The sequence below is a fragment of the Ruegeria sp. CL7 genome, assembly GCF_056536445.1.
Genome location: NZ_JBQFPQ010000001.1, coordinates 942,324 through 965,761 on the forward strand (window position 1 = coordinate 942,324; position 23,438 = coordinate 965,761).

At 58.9% G+C, this 23,438-nt stretch carries 20 protein-coding genes and 1 tRNA gene; 8 read left to right on the forward strand and 13 right to left on the reverse strand.

From position 1 onward, the window contains the following. Nucleotides 1-55 precede the first annotated feature (55 nt). Nucleotides 56-1,456 carry a glutamate--tRNA ligase gene (gene gltX, locus ACR0LI_RS04765; RefSeq protein ID WP_480718096.1) on the reverse strand — a complete coding sequence of 467 codons (1,401 nt, stop codon included), beginning with the start codon at nucleotides 1,454-1,456 and terminating at the stop codon, nucleotides 56-58. Between the two features lie 78 nt (nucleotides 1,457-1,534). Between gltX and ACR0LI_RS04770 the strand changes: the two genes are divergently transcribed. Next, on the forward strand, nucleotides 1,535-3,583 hold the full coding sequence (locus ACR0LI_RS04770; protein WP_480718097.1) for a ComEC/Rec2 family competence protein: 2,049 nt from the start codon (nucleotides 1,535-1,537) through the stop codon (nucleotides 3,581-3,583). Here the strand turns inward: ACR0LI_RS04770 and lexA are convergent. The 6 genes from lexA to ACR0LI_RS04800 form a co-directional block, all read right to left on the reverse strand. After that, a complete protein-coding gene (lexA, locus tag ACR0LI_RS04775; RefSeq protein WP_171632210.1) occupies nucleotides 3,577-4,275 on the reverse strand; it encodes a transcriptional repressor LexA in 699 nt (232 codons plus the stop codon). The two genes, ACR0LI_RS04770 and lexA, sit on opposite strands and share 7 nt — an antisense overlap. Before the next feature lie 78 nt (nucleotides 4,276-4,353). Beyond that, complete coding sequence (locus ACR0LI_RS04780; RefSeq protein ID WP_480718098.1) at nucleotides 4,354-5,526, reverse strand: molybdopterin molybdotransferase MoeA; 1,173 nt, start codon at nucleotides 5,524-5,526, stop codon at nucleotides 4,354-4,356. Continuing rightward, a complete protein-coding gene (gene moaC, locus ACR0LI_RS04785; protein ID WP_171328258.1) occupies nucleotides 5,523-5,996 on the reverse strand; it encodes a cyclic pyranopterin monophosphate synthase MoaC in 474 nt (157 codons plus the stop codon). The genes ACR0LI_RS04780 and moaC overlap by 4 nt, the downstream gene beginning before the upstream one ends. Next, the gene (trpC, locus tag ACR0LI_RS04790) at nucleotides 5,996-6,808 is read right to left on the reverse strand and encodes an indole-3-glycerol phosphate synthase TrpC (protein WP_171632216.1); all 813 of its coding nucleotides are present in this window, start codon (nucleotides 6,806-6,808) and stop codon (nucleotides 5,996-5,998) included. The genes moaC and trpC overlap by 1 nt, the downstream gene beginning before the upstream one ends. Next, nucleotides 6,805-7,824, reverse strand: a complete 1,020-nt coding sequence (trpD, locus tag ACR0LI_RS04795) for an anthranilate phosphoribosyltransferase (RefSeq protein ID WP_171632218.1) — start codon at nucleotides 7,822-7,824, stop codon at nucleotides 6,805-6,807. The genes trpC and trpD overlap by 4 nt, the downstream gene beginning before the upstream one ends. Then, complete coding sequence (locus tag ACR0LI_RS04800; protein WP_480718099.1) at nucleotides 7,821-8,402, reverse strand: anthranilate synthase component II; 582 nt, start codon at nucleotides 8,400-8,402, stop codon at nucleotides 7,821-7,823. Before ACR0LI_RS04800 ends, trpD begins: the two co-directional genes overlap by 4 nt. Nucleotides 8,403-8,600: 198 nt before the next feature. Here ACR0LI_RS04800 and ACR0LI_RS04805 point away from each other — a divergent pair, with 198 nt between their 5' ends. Further along, on the forward strand, nucleotides 8,601-10,034 hold the full coding sequence (locus ACR0LI_RS04805; RefSeq protein WP_480718100.1) for a divergent polysaccharide deacetylase family protein: 1,434 nt from the start codon (nucleotides 8,601-8,603) through the stop codon (nucleotides 10,032-10,034). A 55-nt stretch (nucleotides 10,035-10,089) separates the two neighbouring features. Here the strand turns inward: ACR0LI_RS04805 and trpE are convergent, their stop codons facing one another. From trpE to fabI, 5 genes are all read right to left on the reverse strand, one after another. Further along, nucleotides 10,090-11,601 carry an anthranilate synthase component I gene (gene trpE / locus ACR0LI_RS04810; protein WP_210092403.1) on the reverse strand — a complete coding sequence of 504 codons (1,512 nt, stop codon included), beginning with the start codon at nucleotides 11,599-11,601 and terminating at the stop codon, nucleotides 10,090-10,092. A gap of 11 nt (nucleotides 11,602-11,612) precedes the next feature. Then, entirely contained in the window at nucleotides 11,613-13,454 is a 1,842-nt protein-coding gene (locus ACR0LI_RS04815; RefSeq protein ID WP_480718101.1) for a peptidylprolyl isomerase, read from the reverse strand. Between the two features lie 80 nt (nucleotides 13,455-13,534). Beyond that, entirely contained in the window at nucleotides 13,535-14,710 is a 1,176-nt protein-coding gene (locus tag ACR0LI_RS04820) for an aminotransferase (RefSeq protein WP_480718102.1), read from the reverse strand. 21 nt (nucleotides 14,711-14,731) lie between these two features. After that, nucleotides 14,732-15,241, reverse strand: coding sequence for a xanthine phosphoribosyltransferase (gpt, locus tag ACR0LI_RS04825; protein ID WP_152458089.1), 510 nt, complete (start codon nucleotides 15,239-15,241; stop codon nucleotides 14,732-14,734). Between the two features lie 4 nt (nucleotides 15,242-15,245). Next, the gene (fabI, locus tag ACR0LI_RS04830) at nucleotides 15,246-16,052 is read right to left on the reverse strand and encodes an enoyl-ACP reductase FabI (protein WP_171228263.1); all 807 of its coding nucleotides are present in this window, start codon (nucleotides 16,050-16,052) and stop codon (nucleotides 15,246-15,248) included. Between the two features lie 135 nt (nucleotides 16,053-16,187). Between fabI and pdxH the strand changes: the two genes are divergently transcribed. The 4 genes from pdxH to ACR0LI_RS04850 all read left to right on the forward strand — a co-directional run bounded on the left by pdxH (nucleotide 16,188) and on the right by ACR0LI_RS04850 (nucleotide 18,035). Beyond that, nucleotides 16,188-16,793: a pyridoxamine 5'-phosphate oxidase gene (gene pdxH, locus ACR0LI_RS04835; protein WP_480619999.1), complete on the forward strand. Its 606-nt coding sequence runs from the start codon at nucleotides 16,188-16,190 to the stop codon at nucleotides 16,791-16,793. Between the two features lie 142 nt (nucleotides 16,794-16,935). Beyond that, a complete protein-coding gene (locus ACR0LI_RS04840; protein WP_216598188.1) occupies nucleotides 16,936-17,442 on the forward strand; it encodes a cold-shock protein in 507 nt (168 codons plus the stop codon). 5 nt (nucleotides 17,443-17,447) lie between these two features. Beyond that, on the forward strand, nucleotides 17,448-17,915 hold the full coding sequence (locus ACR0LI_RS04845) for a DUF192 domain-containing protein (RefSeq protein ID WP_171632240.1): 468 nt from the start codon (nucleotides 17,448-17,450) through the stop codon (nucleotides 17,913-17,915). A 43-nt stretch (nucleotides 17,916-17,958) separates the two neighbouring features. Beyond that, nucleotides 17,959-18,035, forward strand: a tRNA-Pro gene (locus ACR0LI_RS04850). 11 nt (nucleotides 18,036-18,046) lie between these two features. On the opposite strand, the gene ACR0LI_RS04855 is transcribed toward ACR0LI_RS04850, so the two are convergent. Further along, a complete protein-coding gene (locus tag ACR0LI_RS04855; RefSeq protein WP_171723209.1) occupies nucleotides 18,047-18,481 on the reverse strand; it encodes a hypothetical protein in 435 nt (144 codons plus the stop codon). Between the two features lie 542 nt (nucleotides 18,482-19,023). On the opposite strand from ACR0LI_RS04855, the gene ACR0LI_RS04860 reads away from it, so the two are divergent. Both ACR0LI_RS04860 and ACR0LI_RS04865 read left to right on the forward strand, forming a co-directional pair. Beyond that, nucleotides 19,024-22,644, forward strand: a complete 3,621-nt coding sequence (locus ACR0LI_RS04860) for a vitamin B12-dependent ribonucleotide reductase (RefSeq protein ID WP_171632245.1) — start codon at nucleotides 19,024-19,026, stop codon at nucleotides 22,642-22,644. A 541-nt stretch (nucleotides 22,645-23,185) separates the two neighbouring features. Further along, nucleotides 23,186-23,431, forward strand: coding sequence for an EF-hand domain-containing protein (locus tag ACR0LI_RS04865; protein ID WP_117868858.1), 246 nt, complete (start codon nucleotides 23,186-23,188; stop codon nucleotides 23,429-23,431). The last annotated feature ends 7 nt before the right edge of the window (nucleotides 23,432-23,438 follow it).

Sequence of the window (23,438 nt, forward strand, 5' to 3'; positions counted from 1 at the left end):
TGGACGCGCAGTCCGGGTGTTAGCGGAGCAGCGTTACCCGTTTATGAAGCTTGGGTTATTTCGCTGCTTCAGAAAGCCGCGCCAGGGTTTCTTCCCGTCCCAGCACAAGCATCATGTCAAAAACCGAAGGCGTAACGGCCCGACCCGCCAGGGCGGCCCTCAGCGGACCGGCCAGCTTGCCGAACTTGAGCTCCTTTGACTCGGCAAAGGAATTCAGTGCCTCCTCCAGTTCGTTCCGCGACCAGCTAGCATTTTGCAGATGCGGCGTCAATTCCGTCAGTATACCATCGGATACAGTTGCCAATGCCTTTGCTGCCTTTTCATCCGGAACGATAGGGCGGCTTGTCAATGCAAAATGAGCCTTTTCAAGCAGTTCCGGGAAGGTGCGCGCCCGGTCCTTGAGGCAATACATCGCACGTTCCAGATCACTGGATTGTGTTTCAGTAAGGGGCGTAAGGTCTGCTGCGGCCAGATACGCCTCGATCTCTTGCCGCAGCGCAGCATCGTCCGAGATTGCGATATGCTGTCCACACAGGTTTTCAAGCTTCTTCAGATCAAACCGCGCAGGGCTTTTGCCGATCCCGTCCAGATCGAACCATTCCTTTGCCTGCGCGTCCGTGAAAAACTCATCGTCGCCATGACTCCAGCCTAGCCGGGCCAGGTAATTGCGCATCCCGGCTGCGGGATAGCCCATGGCCTGATATTCCTGCGCTCCAAGAGCACCATGGCGCTTGGACAGCTTCTTGCCGTCCGGCCCGTGAATCAGCGGGATATGCGCCCAGACCGGAACGTCCCAGCCCATGGCTTCGTAGATCATCATTTGCCGCGCGGCGTTGTTGAGGTGATCGTCGCCGCGGATGACATGGGTGACACCCATGTCGTGATCGTCGACAACGACTGCCAGCATGTAGACGGGTGTTCCGTCCGAGCGCAGAAGAATCATGTCGTCCAACTGGTCATTGCGGATGCTCACATCGCCCTGAACCTGATCGTGGATCACGGTCACCCCGTCCTGAGGCGCCTTGATGCGTATGGCAAAAGGTGCATCCGGATGCGTCGCAGGATCGGCGTCACGCCATGGGCTGCGGAACAGAGTTGATTTCCCTTCGCTGCGCGCCTGGTCCCGAAAAGCCGCGATTTCTTCCTGGGTCGAGAAACACTTGTAGGCTTTGCCCTCGGCCAGCAACTGATGCGCGACCTCGGTGTGACGGGCGGCCCCTTCGAACTGGCTGATCACATCGCCGTCGTGATCAAGGCCAAGCCAGGCCATGCCCTGAAGGATCGCGGCGGTCGCCTCGGGTGTCGAACGTTCGCGATCGGTGTCTTCGATCCGCAGCAGGAATTTGCCGCCCCGACCACGCGCATACAGCCAATTGAACAATGCAGTGCGCGCGCCGCCAATATGCAGGAAACCGGTGGGCGAGGGGGCAAAACGAGTGACGACCTGTTCAGTCATGGTGGGGATTAACCTTTTGGTAACCGTATCTGGCATAGTTTGAAGCCTGTCTAACGAGCCCGAAGGACGGGGGCAACCATGCGTGTTCTTGCACGGGTCGAGGCCGCGCTGCTGCACCAGACAGGCTACCTTTTCCCTTGGACGCCGGTTTTGCTGGCGACGGGGATTGGTCTTTATTTCGGCGTCCGCGTCGAGCCGGATTGGTCAGTTTATGCCGGTCTTGTCTGTCTTGGAATCGCTCTTGTCGCCTTGCGCCGCCGGCTGCCACCGGGGGTGGGAAGGTTGGCAATCGGGGGGGCGCTGATCGTTGCCGGTTTCATTCTGGCAGGCGTTCGCGCCCATATGGTGGCAGAACCGGTACTGTCGTGGCGATATTATGGCCCTGTCGAGGGGAGGGTCGTCGCCATGGATCGGTCTGCCTCGGATGCGTTGCGGTTGACGCTTGATCAGGTACGCATAGGGGATGTACCTCAGGAGCGCAGGCCGCAGCGCATCCGTCTTTCCGTTCATGTTCCAACGGGCGCAATCGCACCGGGGCAGCGTATTATGACCACAGGTCATCTTTCGCCGCCGCAGGGCCCGGTCGAGCCCGGAGGTTTCGACTTTCGCCGTCATGCCTGGTTTCAACGATTGGGCGCGGTCGGGTATACCCGCGTCCCGATCATGACCATCGCACCAGCGACCGAAGGGATCGACGGCATTCGGATCACTGCGATCCGCATGGCCATTTCGCAGCGGGTCAGGCAGATCCTGCCCGGTGAAATCGGTGGATTTGCCGCCGCCGTCACCACCGGAGATCGCAGCGGGATGGGGCAGGAGACGCTATCATCCTTGCGGGCGTCCAATCTGGCGCACCTGCTGGCCATTTCCGGGCTTCATATGGGGCTTCTGACAGGCTTCGTATTCGTGGCGTGTCGGTTGGGGCTGTCGTTGTGCCCCCCTGTTGCGTTGCGACTTCCGGTTCGGAAAGTGGCTGCTGTTCTCGCGCTTTGTGCCGCAACCCTTTATCTGTTGTTGTCCGGCGGCAACGTAGCAACCGAACGGGCCTTTGTCATGGTCAGCGTCATGCTGGGGGCCGTGTTGATCGACCGACGCGCGATTTCGCTGCGTGCGGTTGCTGTTGCCGCCGTAATCGTGCTGGTTCTTCGGCCCGAGTCGCTGCTGAGCCCCGGATTTCAAATGTCTTTCGCCGCAACCACAGCGTTGGTCGCCGTCTTCGGAGCGTTGCGAGAGATGCGCCCGATGCCCGGCCCAAACTGGTTGAAGCCCGTCGTCGGCGTGGTGATGTCATCGGCAATTGCAGGCCTTGCAACAGCCCCCATAGGTGCCGCGCATTTCAATACGATGTCCCATTACGGTCTGCTTGCCAACCTGCTTTCCGTTCCTGTCATGGGTCTTTCTGTCGTGCCCTCCGCCGTCGTTGCGGCGCTTCTGGCCCCATTTGGACTGGAGGCAATTGCCCTGACCGTCATGGGGTGGGCGTTGCATTGGATCCTTACGGTTTCGGACTGGGTGTCGCACCTTGATGGCGCGCAGGGTTTTGTGGTCAGCCCGCCTTGGTACATCCTGCCCCTGGTCGCACTCGGCGCCTTGTGGATGGCCTTGTGGCAGGGACAAGCACGGTGGGCCGGAGCAGTGCCTGTTGTCCTGGCATTTCTGCTTTGGAACTCGGGGCACAGACCGGATGTCCTGATTGCTGAAAACGGCGGATTGGTGGGGGTCATGACCGACAAAGGGCGGGCCCTCAGCAAAAGCAAAGGCAGCGGGTTTGTCGCCGGTGTTTGGCTTGAAAATGACGGAGACAGTGTTGAGCAGATCGAGGCGGCGCTCAGATGGCCGGACAGCGACATCGTGCAACGATACCCGTTGAATGACTTTGAGATCATCCATATCACCGGAAAACGGGCGGCGCGGGTGTTTGATGAATGTCAGGAAAACCAGATCATCATCTCGGCCGTTGCGCTTGCCCTGCAAGGTTCGTGCGGGGTGTTCGATCCGGAACGGTTGTACGAAACCGGCAGCCTGTCGGTTTCGAACGGAAAGTTGACCTCGAGCGCAGACATGACAGGTCATCGGCTTTGGTCCCCGAAACCTGCCGGGGACCGTCATTCCAATCAGGCTCAATAGGTGCGGATCAGTCCGACCAACCGGCCCTGAACCTTGACCTTTTCTTCGGGCAGGACGCGCGTTTCATAAGCCGGGTTTGCAGCCTCAAGCGCGATTGCGTTGCCACGGCGGAAGTACCGCTTGAGGGTCGCTTCCTGATCCTCGACCAAGGCAACCACGATGTCGCCGTTATCCGCGGTCGAGGTTTCCCGGATGACGACCACATCACCGTCATTGATGCCAGCGTCGATCATCGAGTCGCCGCGAACTTCCAATGCATAGTGCTGACCCTGTCCCGAAACCATGGGGCCGGGGACGGCCACGTGATGCGATACATGGCTGATTGCTTCGATGGGAACACCGGCTGCGATCCGGCCCATGACCGGCAGCTCGAGCGCGTCCACCGATACAGGCTCCATATTCGCAGGGCGGGGGCCCTTGGGCCGGTCGCCTTCGATCACACGTGGCGTAAAGCCGGCCGTCGGCTCGCCGCCAAGGCTTTCGGGCAATTTCACGATCTCAATGGCCCGAGCGCGATGGGCAAGGCGGCGGATAAACCCGCGTTCCTCCAGTGCGGTGATCAACCGGTGAATGCCGGATTTCGACCGCAGGTCGAGAGCAGCCTTCATTTCATCAAAACTGGGCGGAACACCGTCCGCCTGCACGCGTTTGTGGATGAATTCCAGCAAATCCAATTGCTTCTTGGTCAGCATCGCTCACACCTCGTCGCTCATGCGTTTTCTTTTGTTCTACGCATGTTCACGTTTTGTGTCAACGAATTTGAGGTTACATCAGATTGGCAGATATTCGACCATTTCCCCGATGTCGCGCGCCGGATCGTGTGGGGCGCGGACCAAAAGCGCGTTGGACTGAGCCAATACGCTGAGCAGGGAACTGTCCTGATCTGCGCAAGCTTCGATACCGGCATCCGTCACCACGGCGCGCATATAATGCTCGCGCGGGCCATTCTCGGGCAAAGGACCACTCAGCCGGGCCGTGAGGAAGGGCGGCAGCACCTGTTCAAGCCCCAGCATCCGGCGCACCATCGGGGCCAGAAACAGATAGCCGCAGACCATGGCACTGACCGGATTGCCCGGCAACCCGACCATCGCCGCGTTGCCGATACGACCGGCCATCAGAGGTTTTCCGGGGCGCATTCGGATCTTGTAGAAGGATTGCTTCATCCCCAACCCCTGCGAGACGTCCGACACGAGGTCATAATCGCCAACCGACGCTCCGCCGATCGTCACGACCAGATCCGCCCCCTGCGCAAGGCCAAAGGCCGTTTCAAGCGACGAAAAAGTATCCCGCGCGATCGGAAGCACGCGCACCACAGCCCCCAATCCTTCGAGCATTGCCTTCAGGCCAAATGTGTTCGATGCAATGATCTGATCCGGGCCGGGTTCTTCCCCGGGCATGACCAACTCATCACCAGTCGAGATGAGGGCGATCACGGGTTTGCGCGACACAGGGACGCGAGGGATGTTCATCGCGGCCATCAAGGCCACATCTTCAGCGCGGATCAATCGCGGGGCCGATATGGACATGCCAGCCTTGAAATCCACGCCAGCGGGTCGGATGTTCGTTTTGGCGCCGGGTGTGTCTGTGATCGTCAGAAGATCACCGCGGCGGTCCGTATCCTCTTGAATCACAACGAAATCCGCGCCCTCGGGCACAGGGGCGCCGGTATAGATGCGAACGGCCTGTCCGGGGCCTACAGCGCCCTCAAAACGACGCCCGGCCGCTGACTCGCCCACAACTTTGAACATGGCGTGCAGTTCGACCTCGTCAGATTTGACTGCAAAGCCATCCATGGAAGAGGCGGCAAAAGGCGGCTGATCCCGCGTGGCCGTGACATCCCGCGACAGAACGCGCCCTGCGGACTGGGCCAGTGGTACCTCTTCGGCCGGCAAAGACCCCACGAGATCGAACAACAGGGCGCGCGCCTCTTCGACAGTAATCATTTCGCCTCGTAACGCCCTGATTTACCGCCATCTTTAAGCAGAACGCGAATGCCGCCTATCTCCATCGCCTTATCGACGGCCTTGGTCATGTCGTATACGGTCAAGGCGGCTGTCGATACGGCGGTCAGCGCTTCCATCTCTACCCCGGTCTGGCCCGAGGTCTTGACGGTGGCCTGGATCCGAACACCCGGCAGGTCCGGGTCAAGAGTCAGCTCGACGGCCACTTTGGTCACCGGCAAAGGATGACATAGCGGAATAAGGTCCGGCGTTTTCTTTGCGCCCATGATGCCAGCCAAGCGGGCAATGCCCAGAACATCGCCTTTCTTGGCGCGACCTTCGGAAATGATTTCAAAAGTTTCCGGCGCCATCCTGATGTGACCTTCGGCAATGGCGACGCGATCTGTCACCTCCTTGTCCGAGACATCGACCATATGTGCCTGACCTTGGGCATCGAAATGGGTCAGTGGCATCACATCACTCCGGGGATCAGCGGGTTTGACAGGATATGGCGCGTTGCCGCTTCCACATCGTCCTGGCGCATCAGGCTTTCTCCGATCAAGAAGCAGCGGGCCCCATAGCGTGCAATGTCCTTCAGGTCGTCTGGTGTACCCAGACCGCTTTCGCACACGATGGTGCGATCGGCGGGCACCAGCTTGGACAGGCGGCGCGTCGTGTCGAGCGTTGTCTCGAAGGTCTTCAGATTGCGGTTGTTGATACCGATCAGCGGACTTTTCAGCTGTGCCGCGCGTTCAAGCTCTGCCTCGTCGTGTACTTCGATCAGAACATCCATATCCCAATCGAATGCAGTGTCTTCCAGTTCAGCCGCCTGATCATCGCTGACCGAGGCCATGATTATCAGAATGCAATCCGCCCCCAGGGCGCGTGCTTCGACCACCTGATACGGGTCGTACATGAAATCCTTGCGCAAGGCGGGCAGGGATGTCGCCTCGCGCGCCTGCGTCAGATACTCTTTTTGACCCTGAAAACTGGGGGTGTCGGTCAGGACGGACAAACATGTCGCGCCACCATCTTCATAAGCCTTTGCAAGAACCGGCGGGTCGAAATCCGGCCGGATCAGTCCTTTGGACGGGCTGGCTTTCTTGACCTCTGCGATCAGGCCATAGCCTTGCCGCGAGGCGTGTTGCAGCGCATTGGCAAAGCCACGAGGTTCCGAGGCGGACCGGGCCTCACTTTCCAGTGTTTCCAGGGATTTCTGCGCTTTGTCCGCCGCGACTTCTTCCAGTTTGTAGGCTTTGATTCTATCCAGAACGGTGTCGGTCATGCGGCTTCCTGTGTCTTGGCGGCCAAGGCCGTAATTTTAATTTTGGCATTGCCACTGTCAATGCTTTCAGCAGCCATGGCCACGCCTTCGCGCAGATCTTTTGCCGCTTCGGCGACGACCAGAGCGGCGGCCGAATTCAGCAGCACCGCGTCACGATACGCAGACGGGGCACCTTCCAGCAAAGCCCGGAACGCAACGGCGTTTTCCTCGGGCGAGCCACCGATGATGTCCTCGAACGGATGCACCGGAAGACCTGCGTCTTCGGGGTGCAGTTCGACCTCTTTCACAATCCCGTCTTCCAGAGCGGCGACCCAGCTGATGCCGGTGATCGTAAGCTCGTCGGTCCCGTCCGAACCATGCACCAGCCAGGCCCGGTCCGAGCCCAGCAGGCCAAGCGTTTCGGCCATCGGGTGGATCAGGTCGCGGCTGAAGGCGCCGGTCAATTGCCGTTTGACGCCAGCAGGGTTGGTCAGGGGGCCAAGAATATTGAAGATCGTGCGCGTTCCCAATTCTTGCCGGGACGGCATCACATGGGCGATGGCAGGGTGGTGCATTGGCGCCATCATGAAGCCGATTCCAACGTCTTTCAGCGCATTTTCAACAACTTGCGGGCCGACCATTACGTTGATACCCATCTGGCCCAATGCGTCCGCCGCGCCGGATTTGGAGCTCAGGTTGCGATTGCCGTGTTTCGCGACCGTGACTCCGGCACCGGCCACGACAAAAGCGGTCGCGGTCGAGATGTTCAGGGTGCCTTTGCCGTCGCCGCCGGTGCCAACGATATCCATCGCCCCCTCGGGTGCGTTCACGGCATTGCATTTCGAACGCATTACGGCGGCTGCCGCGGCGTATTCATCGACCGTCTCACCGCGTGTCCGCATGGCCATCAGCAATCCGCCGATCTGGCTGGGCGTGGCTTCGCCATCGAACAGTATGGCAAAGGCTTTTTCAGCCTCGGCACGTGTCAAAGGACGATCGGCAGCGGCTCCGATCAGCGGTTTCAGCGCGTCGCTCATGCCGGGACTTTCAGTTCTTGCAGGAAGTTTTTGAGAAGGGCGTGACCGTGCTCGGATGCGATGGATTCCGGGTGGAACTGCACACCGTGGATCGGCAATTCCTTGTGGTGCAATCCCATGATCGTGCCGTCGCCCAGCTCGGCCGTGATCTCCAGGCAATCGGGCAGAGTCTCGCGCTCGACCACCAGCGAATGGTAGCGCGTTGCCTCAAAGGGTGAGGGCAGCCCGGCAAACAACCCCTTGCCGGTGTGCTTCACCGTGCCCATCTTGCCATGAACGATCTCGTGGCACCGAACCACCTTGCCGCCAAACACCTGGCCTATGGTCTGATGGCCCAGGCAAACCCCCATTAGCGGCGTTTTGGTTTCTGCGGCGGCTTCCGTCAGTTCCAGGCAAATCCCCGCCTGATCCGGGTCGCAGGGGCCGGGGCTCAGCAGTATGCCGGCGGGGTTCATGGCCATCGCTTCCTGCACGTCCAGCGCATCATTTCGGCGAATGACCATTTCGGCACCAAGTTCGCCTAAATAATGTACCAAATTGTAGGTAAACGAGTCGTAGTTGTCGATCAGCAGCAGCATTTGGGCACTTATCTTCGCTTGGGCATTTCGGGCTGGCGATGCAGCCCCGGGCCACGGTATAATGTCCGCACATACATGCTCAGGCTTGAGCGGCAGCGTCAAGAGGACATCCCGTTTCTGGCGCGTTCAATTGGCCGAGCGCCACACCAGATGGCGCAGAGCTGAACGAGGCAGAGGAAAGAGGCGAAAGGCAGGAAAATGGGCGGATTTTTCGGAGGAATGGTCGCGGGCGCGATCGTTGTTTTGATCTTGGGTGCGGTTGTGTCACTCAAGACGCCGATGGTGAATACCCCGGTTGTTGCAACCGAAGCACCGGCGCCGACGATTTCTGAGACTCCCGAGGCTCCGGCTGAAGTGGCAGACGCCGGTTCTGACGCCGATCTGGTGGAACTTGCCCCGCGTGCGCCAGAAGCCGCCGATGACGCAGGCGAGGATCTGGCCGATCTGTCGGGGCTGGAAACGTCAATCGATTCCCAGCCGGTTGTCGGCGCGGCAACGGACGCGCTGAACCAACCGGAAGCGGCAGGTGCAAATGAAGTGTCATTCGTGATCGAAGCGCCCGCCGCCCTGCCAGAGCCAAGTCAGGTTCCCGCGATTCAGCCAGACGATGCGCTGCCTGCCGTCATTGATGAAACACCGGCCCCGCCAACAGAGCCCGAGAACACCGAGGTGGCCGCGCTTGCGCCCGAGCCAGACCCTCTGCCACGGGCGGTGCCAGAACCGGAGCCAGAGTCGACAAAAGCCGAAGAACAGAACCCCTTTGAAAACAGCCCGATTGCCGTGGAGGGGGATGAAGACACCATGCCTCGGGAACTGCCGCGCATCGCTGCGCTGCCCCAGATCGGGGGTGAGCTGAAAGCAAGTGCCAGCTCGATCATCGGAAAACGCGTCGTTCCGCTGACAGAACGGGATGATGAGCCCGTCGTGGAACAGGCCTCGGCTGAACCGGCGAAATCGGCCAAGCCGATCGAGCGTTTTGCGGCAAAGTTCGAAAACCCCGAATCCAAGCCGCTGATGTCCATCATTCTGATCGATGACGAGGGTGCATTCGGGTCCGAGGCTTTGCAGGACTTTCCCTATCCGATCAGCTTTGCCGTGAACCCATCGGATCCTGACGCGGCAGAAAAGATGGCCCGTCACCGCAACGCCGGGTTCGAGGTGCTGGCCCTGGCGGATCTGCCCGAGGCGGCAAGCGCGCAGGACGCCGAGGTGTCGCTGTCGGTGTGGCTGGATACCCTGCCGGAAACGGTTGGTATTCTGGAAGGTGTGAACAGCGGGATTCAGGGCAATCGCAAACTGGCTGATCAGGTCGCCGCGATTGCTGCGGGAACCGGCCGGGGGCTGATTACGCAGGACAATGGGCTCAACACCGTGCAGAAACTGGCGGCGCGAAACGGAATTCCGTCCAGTGTCGTTTTCCGTGATATCGACGGCGCACGGCAGGATCCCAAAATCATGCGCAGATTCCTGGATCAGGCCGCGTTCCGTGCGGGGCAGGAAGGGACAGTGGTCATGCTGGGGCGCGTGCGTCCCGAGACGATTTCAGCCCTGTTGCTGTGGGGGCTGGAAGATCGGGGCAACCGCGTGGCAATGGCTCCGATCTCGGCTGTCATGATGAAACAGGTGCAGTGACCCGCACAGACAGCAACGAAAAGAGGCGGTGATCATCTGATCGGCCGCCCCTTTTTTAGCCGTTTCCGTTGCCGGTGAACCGGGCGGCGTCAGCTGCCGCGCGCCGTATGGCGTTGGATTTATGAACAGTTTCCATGAACTCGGCTTCGGGGTCGCTGTCGTAAACAACACCACCCCCAGCTTGGATATAGAGTTTCTGATCTTTCACGATGGCGGTGCGCAGGGCAATACACATGTCCATGTCTCCGCCCGCGCTGAAATAGCCGACGCCGCCGCCGTAAACGCCGCGTTTTTCAGGCTCCAGCTCGTCGATGATCTCCATCGCGCGCACTTTGGGCGCGCCCGAAACCGTACCTGCCGGCATACCGGCAAAGAAGGCGTCCAACGCGTCTTTGTCTTCGGCCAATTCGCCTACAACGTTTGATACGATGTGCATCACGTGGCTGTAGCGTTCGATGATGAACTCTTCTGTCGGACGCACGGTTCCGATCTTTGACACACGACCGGTATCGTTGCGACCCAGATCCAGCAGCATCAGGTGCTCGGCCAGTTCTTTCTTGTCGGCCAGCAGATCCAGCTCGTTCGCCTTGTCTTCTTCAGGCGTCGCGCCACGTGGGCGCGTGCCTGCGATGGGGCGAATGGTGACTTCATTGCCAAACACACGCACCAGGATTTCGGGGCTTGCGCCCACCACCTGAAAACCGCCGAAGTTGAAGTAGAACATGAAGGGTGACGGGTTGGTGCGCCGCAAGGATCGGTAGAGAGCAAAAGGCGGCAGCGGAAAATCCTGCGTCCAGCGCTGTGCCGGGACAACCTGAAAGATGTCACCCGCGCGGATGTATTCCTTGGCCTTTTCAACCGCCTCCATATAGCCGGACTTGGTAAAGTTCGACACCGGCGCGGCGACCTCGCGCGCGTCGCCCAGATCGCGGGTTTCCGCGGGCATGGCACGTTCCAGGTCGCGGACCGCATCCATCACACGCTCAGCCGCCTGCGCATAGGCCGCCTTGGCCGATTGACCGTCGCTGGCCCAGGCGGGTGAAACCACCGTCACCTCACCCTTGACCCCATCCAGCACTGCGATGACAGACGGGCGCAGCATGATCGCATCGGGCAAACCCAGCGGATCAGGGTTCACATCCGGAAGGTGTTCCACCAGCCGAACCATGTCATAACCCAGATACCCGAACAGCCCGGCAGCGGCCTGTGGCAGGTCATCGGGCAATTCCATGCGGCTCTCGGCAAGAAGCGCACGCAGGTTGTCCATCGGGTTGCCATCTTGGGGCGAGAACGCCTCGGCATCGAACCGAGCCGAGCGATTCAGTTCCGAGGTTTCCCCGTGACAGCGCCAGACCAGATCAGGTTTCATGCCAATGATCGAATAGCGGCCACGAACCTCTCCGCCTGTAACCGATTCCAGCATGAACGCATCTTTCTGCGCGCCCGTCAGCTTGAGCATCAGTGACACAGGTGTGTCCAGATCGGCGGCCAGACGCGTATATACAGCCTGGTTTTCGCCCGCATCATAGGCGCGCGCGAAGGTTTCGAAATCGGGTGTCAGGGCCATATCGGTCTCGTTTAAAAGCTCGCCTGCACGGCGTTCAGCGCCTGTTGATCCACCACGGGGCGCGCCCGGGTCTGGGCGTCACGTACGTAGGCGTTAAAGATATTCTGTGCCAAAGCCTGATCCATCTGCGAGCTCAGGGCATCACGCAACTGACGCAGTTCATCCGTATCCGCCGGCGGCAGGGTTTCATCCAGACGCACTATCCAAGCCGCACCATTGCCCTCAACAACGCGCATCTCGCCCGGTTCCATCGCGAAAACTTCGTTCATGAAACTGGCCGGAACATCATCCAGAAACGCTGTGCGGGTCAGGGCGTTTTCGACTCGGAAGGGCAGGCCGGTCGCTGCGAAATCACCGTCAGGTGTCAGTTGGTTCAGAATGGCATCCGCCTTTTCGCGCAGGGCTTTGTTGATCTCGGCCTGTTGCCAGGCCTCGGCGACACGGTCGCGCGCGCTCTCCAGCGGTTCCGGGCGACGCGGCAGAACCTCGTCCAGGCGCAGGGCAAAAATTGACCCATCTTCCAGGAATGCGATTTCAGGGAAATCTCCTTCCTGCACGGCTTCTGCGGCCGCTCGGAACCCGTCATAGGCCGCAACGCCTTCGTCGCTGTCACGAGTCCAGTCGATCTGACCCAGTTCCATTTCGGTTTCTTCCGCCAGTTCTTCCAGCGTGGCACCGCCTGCCAGCATGTCGTTGATATCTTCGGATTGCGCTTCGATCAGACGGCGGGCGCGTTCAGTCGCCAACTCTTCGCGAAGTGCCGGCTCGGCCTCTTCAAATGGAACAGTGTTCGCAGCCAGTGATCCGTTGACGCGGAACAGGGCCGGACCAAACACCGAAGGCAACGGGCCCACGACAGTGTCAAGCTCGGCCGCAAAAACGGCGTCCGCAGCTTCGCCCAGATCCTCACGCGTCACGTCGCCCAGATCGATGTCATTCAGTTCCAGATCGCGATCCCGAACCAACTGTTCGAACGTTGTGCCGCCAACCTCAAGCTGCGCCAAAGCGTCCTTGGCGGCCTGTTCGCTTGGGAAGTTCAGACGTTCGACCAAACGGCGTTCGGGCTGGTTGTATTCGTCGTTTCGTTCTTCATAAAGCTTGCGCAGAGCGTCTTCGTCGATTTCGACCGTGTCCACCAACATTGCTGGCGACAGAATCGCGTAAGTCAGCTGCTTGGTGCGGGGCAGCATGAACTGGTCCCCATTGTCATCATAGAATGCCTGGATCTGTGCGTCCGTTGGATCGGCCACAGGTGTATCCAGCGCTTCCGTTCCAACAGTTGCAACAGCAAAGCTGCGCCGCGCGCCGATATAATCGATCATCGTGTCCGTCAGCGTTGCCGGCATTTTCACGCCGCCCATGATTGCGCCCTGTACGATGGTTCGGGCGGATTCCTTGCGCAGATCGGATTCGAATTCGGAATCGGTCATGCCGACCTGTTCAAGCTGAAAGCGATAGGATTCACGGTCAAAAGTTCCGTTGACACCCTGAAATGCCGGGATCGAGATGATCTCTTGCTGGAGGTTCTCATCGCCGATGGAAATTCCAAGCTGACCGACCTCGTTGTCCAGCGCCGCCAAAGCGGTCAGGCGGGCAAGGGCGTTTCGGTCCAGACCCAGATCGCGGGCTTGCGACATCTGCAAAGGTTGCCCGGATTGTGCCTCCACCGCTCGAATCTCGCGCTGCAATTCGCGCACGTAGTCATCGACCGAGATGCTTTCGTCGCCGACTGTCGCAACTGTGCGGATCGTCCCGCTGAGGTTGACCGCGCCAAATCCCGCAAGGCCCAGCATCAGCAGGCCCATCAGAATCCAGACAAAGGTTTTCGAAAGACTTTTAGCGCCTGCGGCCATGATGCCCTCTTGTTTTTTCGGCAGAGTTCTGCCCTGTCGGTTGCGGCCCTGAATACGACGCACACCGCCGAGGGGCAAGCTTAGAAGGACAGAGCCTGCAACCGGTCGAACAATTGGCCCAGCCCGGCCCGATCCAGATTGGCAAAAGCAATGCGCACCTGCCGTTTTCCAGCCGGGTCATGATCCGGCATGAACATGGTTCCGGGCAACAGCAGCACGCCAGCTTCGCTGACCAGACGGCGCGCGAGCTCGTCTGAGGGCATATCAAACGGATGTTCGAGATAGGCAAAATAGGCGCCAAGTCCCAAAAGCCGCCACCCCCGTGCTTCAAGCGCCAGCATCCCTTCTGCAATGGCTGCGCGGCGGTCAAGAATTTCGTCATGCTCGCCGGCCAGCCATTGCGACAGGTTTTGCATACCCCACAACGCTGCGAACTGGCCGATCTGGCCCGGGCAAATGGCGACCGTATCCAGAAATTTCTCGACCTCGGCCAACAACGCCGGGTTTGTTGCGATGGCACCCACCCTGTGGCCCGTCAGACGATAAGCCTTGGAGAAAGAGTAAAGGTGGACAAGCGTTTCGTCCCATCCGGGTTGCTGAAACAGATCATGCGGGGGGCCGCTGCGGCTGTCGAAATCGCGATAGGTTTCATCGACGATCAGGCGGATCCCGGTTTTACGGGCCAGGTTGAAAAAGGCCCTGACCAGTTCGGCAGGGTATTCGACGCCGCCCGGATTGTTGGGCGTGACCAGCGCAATGGCGCGTGTCTTGTCGGTAATCAATCCGCGCGCACGCTCTGGATCGGGCAAAAGATCCTCCCCGGTCGGCAGGTCCACGGCCTGTACTCCGGCCATGTCCAGCCACATTTTGTGGTTGAAATACCAGGGGGTTGGCAGAATGACCTCATCCGCTTCGCCGGTAATCGCCGATATCACGGCCGAAAACGCCTGATTGCAGCCCGAGGTGATGGCGATCCGAGGTGCATCTACCTGCGCCGCATAGTGAGAACTGATCTGCGCCGCCAGTTCGGCGCGCAGATCGTCATTGCCCAATACCGGGCCGTAAAGATGTGCGCTGTCTTCGCGAACGGCGAAGTCGGCCATAGCCTGCCGCAAGGCCAGCGGCGGCGGATCGACCGGGGCCGCCTGGCTTACGTTGATCAACGGGCGGTCGGATGGGAAGGCAACGCCCTCGACCCATCGGCGCGCCTCCATCACCGGAGGGGCGAATGTTGCGGCGGTGCGGCTGAGCGTCATGAGCGGTCTACTGTTCAGAAATCAATCGGTGCCGCGATACGGCTCGACATATTGAAGGGCCATATCCCATGGGAAGAAGATCCATGTGTCCTGGCTGACTTCGGTGATGAAGGTATCCACCATCGGGCGGCCCTTGGGTTTGGCGTAAACCGTCGCGAAATGCGCATTCGGGTACATGTCCCGAACCAGTTCCAACGTCTTTCCGCTGTCGACCAGGTCGTCGATGATCAGAATACCGGTTCCGTCACCCATCAGGTCGGCGTCCGGAGATTTCAACACCTCTGCTTCACCCTGTTCCTGGTGGTGGTATGAACGCACGCTGATCGTATCGACCGTACGGATGTCCAGTTCTCGGCTGACGATCATCGCAGGCGCCATGCCGCCGCGCGTGATCGCGACAACACCCCGCCAGTTGCCATCATCGGGACCTTGCCCGTCAAGACGCCAGGCCAGTGCACGCGAATCGCGATGAATCTGGTCCCAGCTGATGTGAAAGCCTTTTTCGTGGGGCAGGCGGTCCTTGGCGCTCATGTTCTTAACCTTTTTCAACGTCCGGGGCGTCAACGGCCTTCATGCCGACAATGTGATACCCCGAATCCACATGCAGATTCTCACCGGTTACGCCGCTGGACAGATCCGACAACAGGTACAGCGCCGAGTTGCCGACGTCATCGATCGTCACGTTGCGGCGCAGGGGCGAGTTATATTCGTTCCACTTCATGATATAGCGGAAATCGCCGATGCCGCTGGCGGCCAGCGTCTTGATCGGGCCGGCCGAGATCGAGTTCACGCGGATGCCATCCTTGCCCAGATCCTCGGCCAGGTATTTGACCGACGCCTCCAGCGCGGCCTTGGCGACGCCCATGACATTATAATGCGGCATGACCTGCTCGGCGCCGTAATAGGTCAGGGTCACAGCGCTGCCGCCTTCTGACATCATCTTTTCGGCACGCTGCATCACGGCTGTGAAGGAATATACCGACACATCCATCGTCAGTTTGAAATTCGCGCGGCTGGTGTCGACATAGCGACCGCGCAGCTCGTTCTTGTCGGAAAAGCCGATGGCGTGGACGACGAAGTCCAGCTTGCCCCATTTCTCTTCCAGCGCTGCAAACAGCGCGTCGATGGACGCTTCGTCACTGACGTCGCAGGGCAGAACGATTTCGCTGCCCAATTGCGCCGCCAGCGGGTCGACGCGCTTTTTCAAAGCCTCGCCCTGATAGGAAAAGGCCAGCTCGGCCCCGGCGTTCGACAAGGCGCGGGCGATTCCCCATGCGATTGATTTGTCATTGGCCAGTCCCATGATGAGGCCGCGCTTGCCGGCCATCAACTGATTTGACATGTTCGGTTCTCCGCCTGTCTTCGCGTTATGTTGAGTTGGTTTATGCCATTGGTTGCGTTGCATCAAGGCCGTGCGCTCTTGCCCGCAGCGGGTTCTCGCCTTAGGTTCGTCGTTAGTACTTTCCAGGGGATGGAAATGACCGAGCGTGATGGCATCTTTGCTGGCTCCGATCCGTTTGAAATAGCGGCCCGGTGGCTTGCCGAGGCTGAAGAAACCGAATTGAACGACCCGAATGCGATTGCGCTTGCAACCGTTGATCCAGATGGCATGCCAAATGCTCGCATGGTGTTGCTCAAGGAAATCGAAGCGGACTCGTTTGTTTTTTATACGAACTACGAAAGCGCCAAGGCCAAGGAACTGGATGCAGCCGGAAAAGCTGCATTTGTGATGCATTGGAAATCTTTGCGGCGTCAGCTTCGTGTTCGTGGTATAATACGTCGTGAAAATGGGCCCCAGGCTGATGAATATTATGCATCAAGGTCATTGAAAAGCCGCCTGGGCGCGTGGGCTTCAAAGCAGTCGCAACCGCTTTCAAGCCGGGCAGCTTTGATGGCAGAGGTCGCGAAAGTGACGGCGAAACTTGGGCCAAATCCACCGCGTCCGCCGTATTGGGGCGGGTACAGATTGACGCCCACCGAGATTGAGTTCTGGGCCGATGGTGCATTCCGCTTGCATGACCGGTTCAGATGGCAACGAATTGAGCCGGGATCGGCATGGCATGTTGAAAGGTTGAATCCATGACGTTCACGTGTCGTGAAATGCAACAGGCAGAAAACAAACAATCTTTTCAGCTTGAATTTGTCTGCCATTCCCCTAAACAACAAACCCTTAACGAACTGCTGAAATTCGCGATGGGAAAACCGTGCCAGAAGACCTGAACAACATGTACCGCGTCCGTGGACACGTAAAATGGTTCGACCCCGCCAAGGGGTTTGGCTTTGTTGTGTCCGAAGAGGGCGGCCCGGATATTCTGTTGCATGTGAATGTTCTGCGCAACTACGGCCAGAGCTCGGTTGCGGATGGCGCCAGCATTGAAATCATGACTCACCGCACGGACCGAGGGGTTCAGGCGGTCGAGGTCGTTGCGATTGATCCGCCGGCGCGGACCGACTCGATGATGCTAGCTGATTTTGCCGAGTTGGATCCGGAGGTCATTGCAAAAGCGCCGCTGGAAGCCGCGCGGGTGAAATGGTTCGACAAGGGCAAAGGTTTCGGATTCGCCAATGTGTTTGGGCGCAACGAAGACGTATTCCTTCATATCGAGGTGCTGCGCCGCTCGGGGCTTGCCGATCTGCAACCTGGTGAAGCGCTGGCCATGAGGGTGATCGACGGCAAGCGGGGTCGGATGGCCGCGCAGGTTCTGGCCTGGGAAGCGGCTTTGGATAGCTGAACCGAATGAAACGGCTTCGGATACTCTTGACCATTTTCGTAACTTTGTGGACAGGAGTTGCCGCTGCCGCATGCAGATCGGACCGTGTCACGCTCAGAAATGACAGTGCGACGGTGCAATTTAACGTGGAAGTCGCCGTTACTCCGCAAGAGCGATCCCGCGGTTTGATGTTTCGCGAATCGTTGCCGGCTCGATCCGGTATGCTGTTCGTCTTTGATCCGCCGCAGCCCGTTGCGTTCTGGATGAAGAACACCCTGATCCCGCTCGATATGGTATTTCTGGATCGCACCGGTTTGGTGACGCGTGTGCATGAAGAGGCGATTCCGGGTGATCTTACGCCGATTGAAGGGGGCGATTCCGTATTTGCGGTGCTGGAAATCAATGCAGGATTGTCCGCGCGCTACTCTATCGGGCCCGGGACACAGATGAAGCACGAAATTTTTTCGCAAGGACCTGCAATTTGGCCCTGTTAGGGCTTTTCAAATCAGATCGGCGTCGTTAGGAAGGCGCACGGTCCGGGGCGTGGCGCAGTCTGGTAGCGCACCTGTTTTGGGTACAGGGGGTCGTAGGTTCGAATCCTGCCGCCCCGACCACTTCCATCAAGCTAATTCGGCGAGCCACCCATTGTCTGGTAGAGCTCGCTGATGGCTTGGTTCAGAACCTTGCTTTCAACCGGAACTTCAACTGCCGCACCGGATTTTTGCGGGACGTGGAAGAAAACACGCGCGTCCACGCGATACCCTGCGTTTGTTTTTGTTGACGTAAGGCGCATGACGCTTTGCGGCAGCTCCTGCGGATGGCCGTCATAGTTCAGAATCAGATAAGCTGTCGCCTTGGGGGGCAGGAACTCGCTGCATTCAAAGATTTGATTCCCGGTTTTCCTGAAAGACTCGCCAGGGCCCGAGCAGCTGGTTTCAAACGTGTCGAACAGTCGTTGAGGGAAGGAGTCGAACTGTGCGCTGCGTGACGGGATGGGCACATCCTGTGGTGCGCACGCCACGATGCAGGCTGTGGCCGGGATAAAATGAAACAACTTCATTCGCTTGAGCTCCCTCGCTCGTGGGTAGACCGTTCGGCACATGGCGCGGGACAGTCCGCCCGGACAGCATTGATTCCGTTTCAGCGTAACCAGCATGTCGTTAGTTGATCAAATGCAGATAACTATGCTGGTAAAAACGGGAATTCATTTTGAGAGTTCAAAATATCGGCGGAAATACGCCGTGGATGAAGTTGTGGAGGAATCGCGACCTGCACGCAGAAGGCTTCACGCAACCATCAGGTCAACAAAAAAGATTTGGAAAATGACCGAAAAAGGGCGTTGACCTTCTATGGGAACATACGTCAAATTGTATGGGCCAACGAGATTGCCACAATATCTGGTGTATAATCCGGAAAAGGCAGCGGGCGAGGGTCGGAAAAGCACAATCGTTTTACGTGCGGTCGCATTTGCGGCTTTGCGCTGTCTCAGACAGCGATCAGTACCTTTTTGCGCGCGTCTCAGGGCGTTGTGGGCGACACCCTGCAACACAAGATTTGGTGTCGGGAATCGGAAATTGAGCTGTATAAACCAGGGCTGCGGACATGAAGATTGAAAGAAAATTCACCAAACCGGATCAGGACGCCTATGCGGAACTGAATTTTGTGTCTGCAACATCTGAAATCCGAAATCCGGACGGTACAATCGTTTTTCGTCTGGATGACATCGAAGTCCCCTCGAGCTGGTCGCAGGTCGCAAGTGATGTGATTGCGCAGAAATACTTCCGCAAGGCGGGGGTGCCCACCAAGCTCAAGAAAGTGAAAGAAAAAGACGTTCCTGAATTCCTGTGGCGATCGGTTCCCGCGGACGGCGCAGAGTTCGAAGGAGAAACATCGTCGAAGCAAGTGTTCGACCGTCTGGCCGGTGCCTGGGCCTATTGGGGCTGGAAGGGCGGCTATTTCTCGACCGAGGAAGACGCGCGCGCCTATTTCGACGAGATGCGATATATGCTGGCAACCCAGCGCGCGGCGCCGAATTCGCCGCAGTGGTTCAACACGGGCTTGCACTGGGCGTATGGAATCGATGGCCCGGCGCAGGGGCACCACTATGTCGATTACAAGACCGGCAAGCTGACCAAGTCGAAATCGGCCTATGAGCATCCTCAGCCGCACGCGTGCTTCATCCAGTCAGTCGATGATGATCTGGTGAATGAAGGCGGCATCATGGATCTGTGGGTGCGCGAGGCGCGCCTGTTCAAATACGGGAGCGGAACAGGCACCAACTTCAGCCATCTGCGGGCCGAAGGCGAGGCACTGTCGGGTGGCGGCAAGTCTTCGGGCCTTATGGGCTTTCTCAAGATCGGCGACCGCGCCGCTGGCGCGATCAAATCAGGCGGGACAACCCGTCGGGCAGCAAAGATGGTGATCGTCGATGCAGATCACCCGGACATCGAGCAATTCATCGAATGGAAGGTGATTGAAGAACAGAAGGTGGCCTCGATCGTTGCCGGATCGAAGATGCACGAGAAGATGCTGAACGGCATTTTCGAGGCCATCCGGTCTTGGGATGGATCTGCCGATGACGCCTATGATCCGAACAAGAACGACGCGCTGAAAAAGGCGGTTCGTGAAGCGAAAAAGGTCGCAATCCCGGAAACTTACATCAAGCGTGTCTTGGATTATGCCAAGCAGGGCCACGACAGCATCGAGTTCCCAACCTACGACACAGACTGGGATTCGGAAGCTTACAGCTCGGTTTCGGGTCAGAACTCGAACAACTCCATCCGTGTGACCAACGCGTTCTTAACCGCCGTTGAAAAAGACGCCGATTGGGAGTTGATCAACCGCACCGATGGTAAGGTTGCCCGCACCGTCAAGGCGCGTGATCTTTGGGAAAAGGTCGGCCACGCCGCGTGGGCTTGCGCCGATCCGGGCATCCAGTTCCACGATACCGTCAATGAATGGCACACATGCCCCGAAGATGGTGAGATCCGCGGCTCGAACCCGTGCTCGGAATACATGTTCCTGGATGACACGGCCTGTAACCTGGCCTCGATGAACCTGCTGACCTTCCTGAAGGATGGTGAGTTCCAGGCGGCGGACTACATGCATGCCTCACGCCTGTGGACACTGACGCTGGAAATCTCGGTGACAATGGCGCAGTTCCCGTCGAAGGAAATCGCGCAACTGTCCTATGACTTTCGCACGCTGGGTCTGGGTTATGCCAATATCGGCGGTCTGCTGATGAACATGGGCTATAGCTACGACTCGGACGAAGGCCGGGCGATCTGCGGTGCGCTGACCGCGATCATGACCGGCGTGGCCTATGCGACATCGGCTGAAATTGCCGGAGAGCTTGGCCCGTTCAAAGGCTATGAGCGCAACGCCGAGCATATGCTGCGTGTCATCCGCAACCACCGCCGCGCGGCGCAGGGTGTGACGGAAGGCTACGAGAAATTGGCCGTCAAACCGGTGCCGCTGGATCACGGCAACTGCCCGGACAAGCGCCTGGTCGATCTGGCCATGTCCGCCTGGGACGAGGCGCTGAGCCTTGGTGAGAAGAACGGTTATCGCAACGCGCAAGCCACCGTGATCGCGCCCACCGGCACCATCGGTCTGGTGATGGATTGCGACACCACCGGAATCGAGCCTGACTTTGCGCTGGTGAAGTTCAAGAAGCTGGCCGGTGGCGGGTATTTCAAGATCATCAACCGCTCGGTGCCTTCGGCGCTGGAAAAGCTGGGCTATTCCTCGTCGCAGATCGAAGAGATCGTATCCTACGCAGTTGGTCACGGCACCATCGGCAATGCGCCGGGGATCAACCACACCTCGCTGACCGGCCATGGCTTTGGCCCGAATGAACTGGCCAAGGTGGACGCCGCGCTGGAAAGCGCGTTCGACATCCGGTTTGTCTTCAACCAGTGGACACTGGGCGAGGATTTCTGCACCGGTGTTCTGGGCATCCCGGCGACCAAGCTGAATGATCCGACCTTCGATCTGCTGCGCCATCTGGGCTTTACCAGGGCGGATATCGACGCGGCCAACGACCATGTCTGCGGAACCATGACGCTGGAAGGTGCGCCGCATCTGAAGGAAGAGCATTATTCGATCTTCGACTGCGCCAACCCGTGCGGGAAAAAAGGCAAGCGTTTCCTTGGAGTTGAAAGCCATATCACCATGATGGCGGCGGCACAGAGCTTCATCTCGGGTGCGATCTCGAAGACGATTAACATGCCGAATGACGCGACCATCGAGGATTGCCAGAAAGCCTATGAACTCAGCTGGTCGCTGGGTGTGAAGGCCAACGCGCTCTATCGTGACGGTTCGAAACTGTCTCAACCGCTGGCGGCAGCACTGGTCGAGGATGACGATGAGGCGGCAGAGGTGCTGGAGAGCGGCTCGGCGCAGGAAAAGGCTGTCGTTCTGGCCGAAAAGGTGATCGAGAAGGTTGTGGTCAAAGAGATCATCCGCAGCCATCGTGAGAAACTGCCGCATCGCCGCAAGGGCTATACCCAGAAGGCAATCGTTGGTGGCCACAAGGTCTATCTGCGCACCGGTGAGTTCGAAGACGGCCAGCTGGGCGAGATTTTCATCGACATGCACAAGGAAGGCGCTGGTTTCCGTGCGATGATGAACAACTTTGCCATCGCCGTGTCGGTCGGTCTGCAATACGGCGTGCCGCTGGAAGAATTCGTGGACGCCTTCACCTTCACCAAGTTCGAACCCGCGGGGATGGTGCAGGGCAACGACTCGATCAAGAACGCAACGTCGATCCTGGATTACATCTTCCGCGAACTGGCCGTGTCCTATCTGGACCGCACCGATCTGGCCCACGTGAAACCCGAAGGCGCAACCTTTGACGATTTGGGTCGGGGCGAGGACGAGGGTGTCTCGAATGTATCGGAAATCAGCGATACAGCCGCGTCCAAGTCGTTGGAAGTGCTGAAACAAATCAGCTCCACCGGCTATCTGCGCAAGCGCTTGCCGCAAGATCTGGCTGTGTTCAACGCGGGTCAGGTCGAGGTAAACGGTATGGCTGAACCAGCGGCTTCCTTCGAAGCACCGGCAGCCGAAACGGCGGTGGCCACCGGAATGGACGCCCGCACAAAGGCCAAGATGCAGGGGTACGAGGGCGATCCCTGCGGCGAATGCGGAAACTACACGCTGGTGCGCAACGGCACCTGCATGAAATGCAACACCTGTGGCGCGACAAGCGGGTGTAGCTGAGTTTAGCGCCCCGGCAACCCGGGGTGCAGGGGTCGGATAGCTGCCACAGGTACCGACCCCGACGAATACGGAGCAAGGCACTGAGACTTACCGTTGATGCCTTGGTCCACTCGGCCGACATGCCCGTGTTGGCCGGAAACAGGGTGGGGCGGAATATTTGCTCCCTCCCACTCTTTCACGGAACGGGTGCGCTCGTTCCATGCGACGTCCAGGCCGCAGGCAAAAAAACACCGGGCGGTCAACGAAATGAGCCTGGATGGCGAAACTGACAGGGGGCTTCGGCCCCCTTTCTTTTTTGCGACTGGTTGCCCGGATAAGCGCGGTCCTGCCGGATCGGGCCATGCCTGTCGGGCAAGTTCTGCCGAAACGGGTCTGGCAAGGTTTTGCCCGGCGGTGTGTCGCAACACCGACTCGGGCAAACACGCAAAGATTGGCGCGATTTCCCGGAAATCACGTAAAACGGGTGACGCCTGCGGCTGTTCCGGTGTTTCTGGGGCTTGTCCGGACGAAGACATAATCAACCTATCCAGGAGGCACGAAAATGAAACCGCAGTACTTGATTGGGATTTCCATTGCTGCACTGACCTTGCCGGGAGTGCTCTCGGCGCAGTCCTCAACCGACGCCAATGGCGATGGCGTTCTGACCATCGAAGAAATTCAGGCCGTGTTGCCCGACGTTGACGCTGATACATTTTCGGCGATGGACGCAAATGGCGACGGGGCGCTGGATGCTGATGAAGTGGCCGTTGCACAAGAGGCAGGTTTGCTTCCACCCAGCAACGGGTAGACAAGAA

Coding starts and splice junctions, on each gene's coding strand:
- gltX (WP_480718096.1), bottom strand. CDS start 1,456: ATGACTGAACAGGTCGTCACTCGTTTTGCCCCCTCGCCCACCGGTTTC.
- ACR0LI_RS04770 (WP_480718097.1), top strand. CDS start 1,535: ATGCGTGTTCTTGCACGGGTCGAGGCCGCGCTGCTGCACCAGACAGGC.
- lexA (WP_171632210.1), bottom strand. CDS start 4,275: ATGCTGACCAAGAAGCAATTGGATTTGCTGGAATTCATCCACAAACGC.
- ACR0LI_RS04780 (WP_480718098.1), bottom strand. CDS start 5,526: ATGATTACTGTCGAAGAGGCGCGCGCCCTGTTGTTCGATCTCGTGGGG.
- moaC (WP_171328258.1), bottom strand. CDS start 5,996: ATGCCACTGACCCATTTCGATGCCCAAGGTCAGGCACATATGGTCGAT.
- trpC (WP_171632216.1), bottom strand. CDS start 6,808: ATGACCGACACCGTTCTGGATAGAATCAAAGCCTACAAACTGGAAGAA.
- trpD (WP_171632218.1), bottom strand. CDS start 7,824: ATGAGCGACGCGCTGAAACCGCTGATCGGAGCCGCTGCCGATCGTCCT.
- ACR0LI_RS04800 (WP_480718099.1), bottom strand. CDS start 8,402: ATGCTGCTGCTGATCGACAACTACGACTCGTTTACCTACAATTTGGTA.
- ACR0LI_RS04805 (WP_480718100.1), top strand. CDS start 8,601: ATGGGCGGATTTTTCGGAGGAATGGTCGCGGGCGCGATCGTTGTTTTG.
- trpE (WP_210092403.1), bottom strand. CDS start 11,601: ATGGCCCTGACACCCGATTTCGAAACCTTCGCGCGCGCCTATGATGCG.
- ACR0LI_RS04815 (WP_480718101.1), bottom strand. CDS start 13,454: ATGGCCGCAGGCGCTAAAAGTCTTTCGAAAACCTTTGTCTGGATTCTG.
- ACR0LI_RS04820 (WP_480718102.1), bottom strand. CDS start 14,710: ATGACGCTCAGCCGCACCGCCGCAACATTCGCCCCTCCGGTGATGGAG.
- gpt (WP_152458089.1), bottom strand. CDS start 15,241: ATGAGCGCCAAGGACCGCCTGCCCCACGAAAAAGGCTTTCACATCAGC.
- fabI (WP_171228263.1), bottom strand. CDS start 16,052: ATGTCAAATCAGTTGATGGCCGGCAAGCGCGGCCTCATCATGGGACTG.
- pdxH (WP_480619999.1), top strand. CDS start 16,188: ATGACCGAGCGTGATGGCATCTTTGCTGGCTCCGATCCGTTTGAAATA.
- ACR0LI_RS04840 (WP_216598188.1), top strand. CDS start 16,936: ATGTACCGCGTCCGTGGACACGTAAAATGGTTCGACCCCGCCAAGGGG.
- ACR0LI_RS04845 (WP_171632240.1), top strand. CDS start 17,448: ATGAAACGGCTTCGGATACTCTTGACCATTTTCGTAACTTTGTGGACA.
- ACR0LI_RS04855 (WP_171723209.1), bottom strand. CDS start 18,481: ATGAAGTTGTTTCATTTTATCCCGGCCACAGCCTGCATCGTGGCGTGC.
- ACR0LI_RS04860 (WP_171632245.1), top strand. CDS start 19,024: ATGAAGATTGAAAGAAAATTCACCAAACCGGATCAGGACGCCTATGCG.
- ACR0LI_RS04865 (WP_117868858.1), top strand. CDS start 23,186: ATGAAACCGCAGTACTTGATTGGGATTTCCATTGCTGCACTGACCTTG.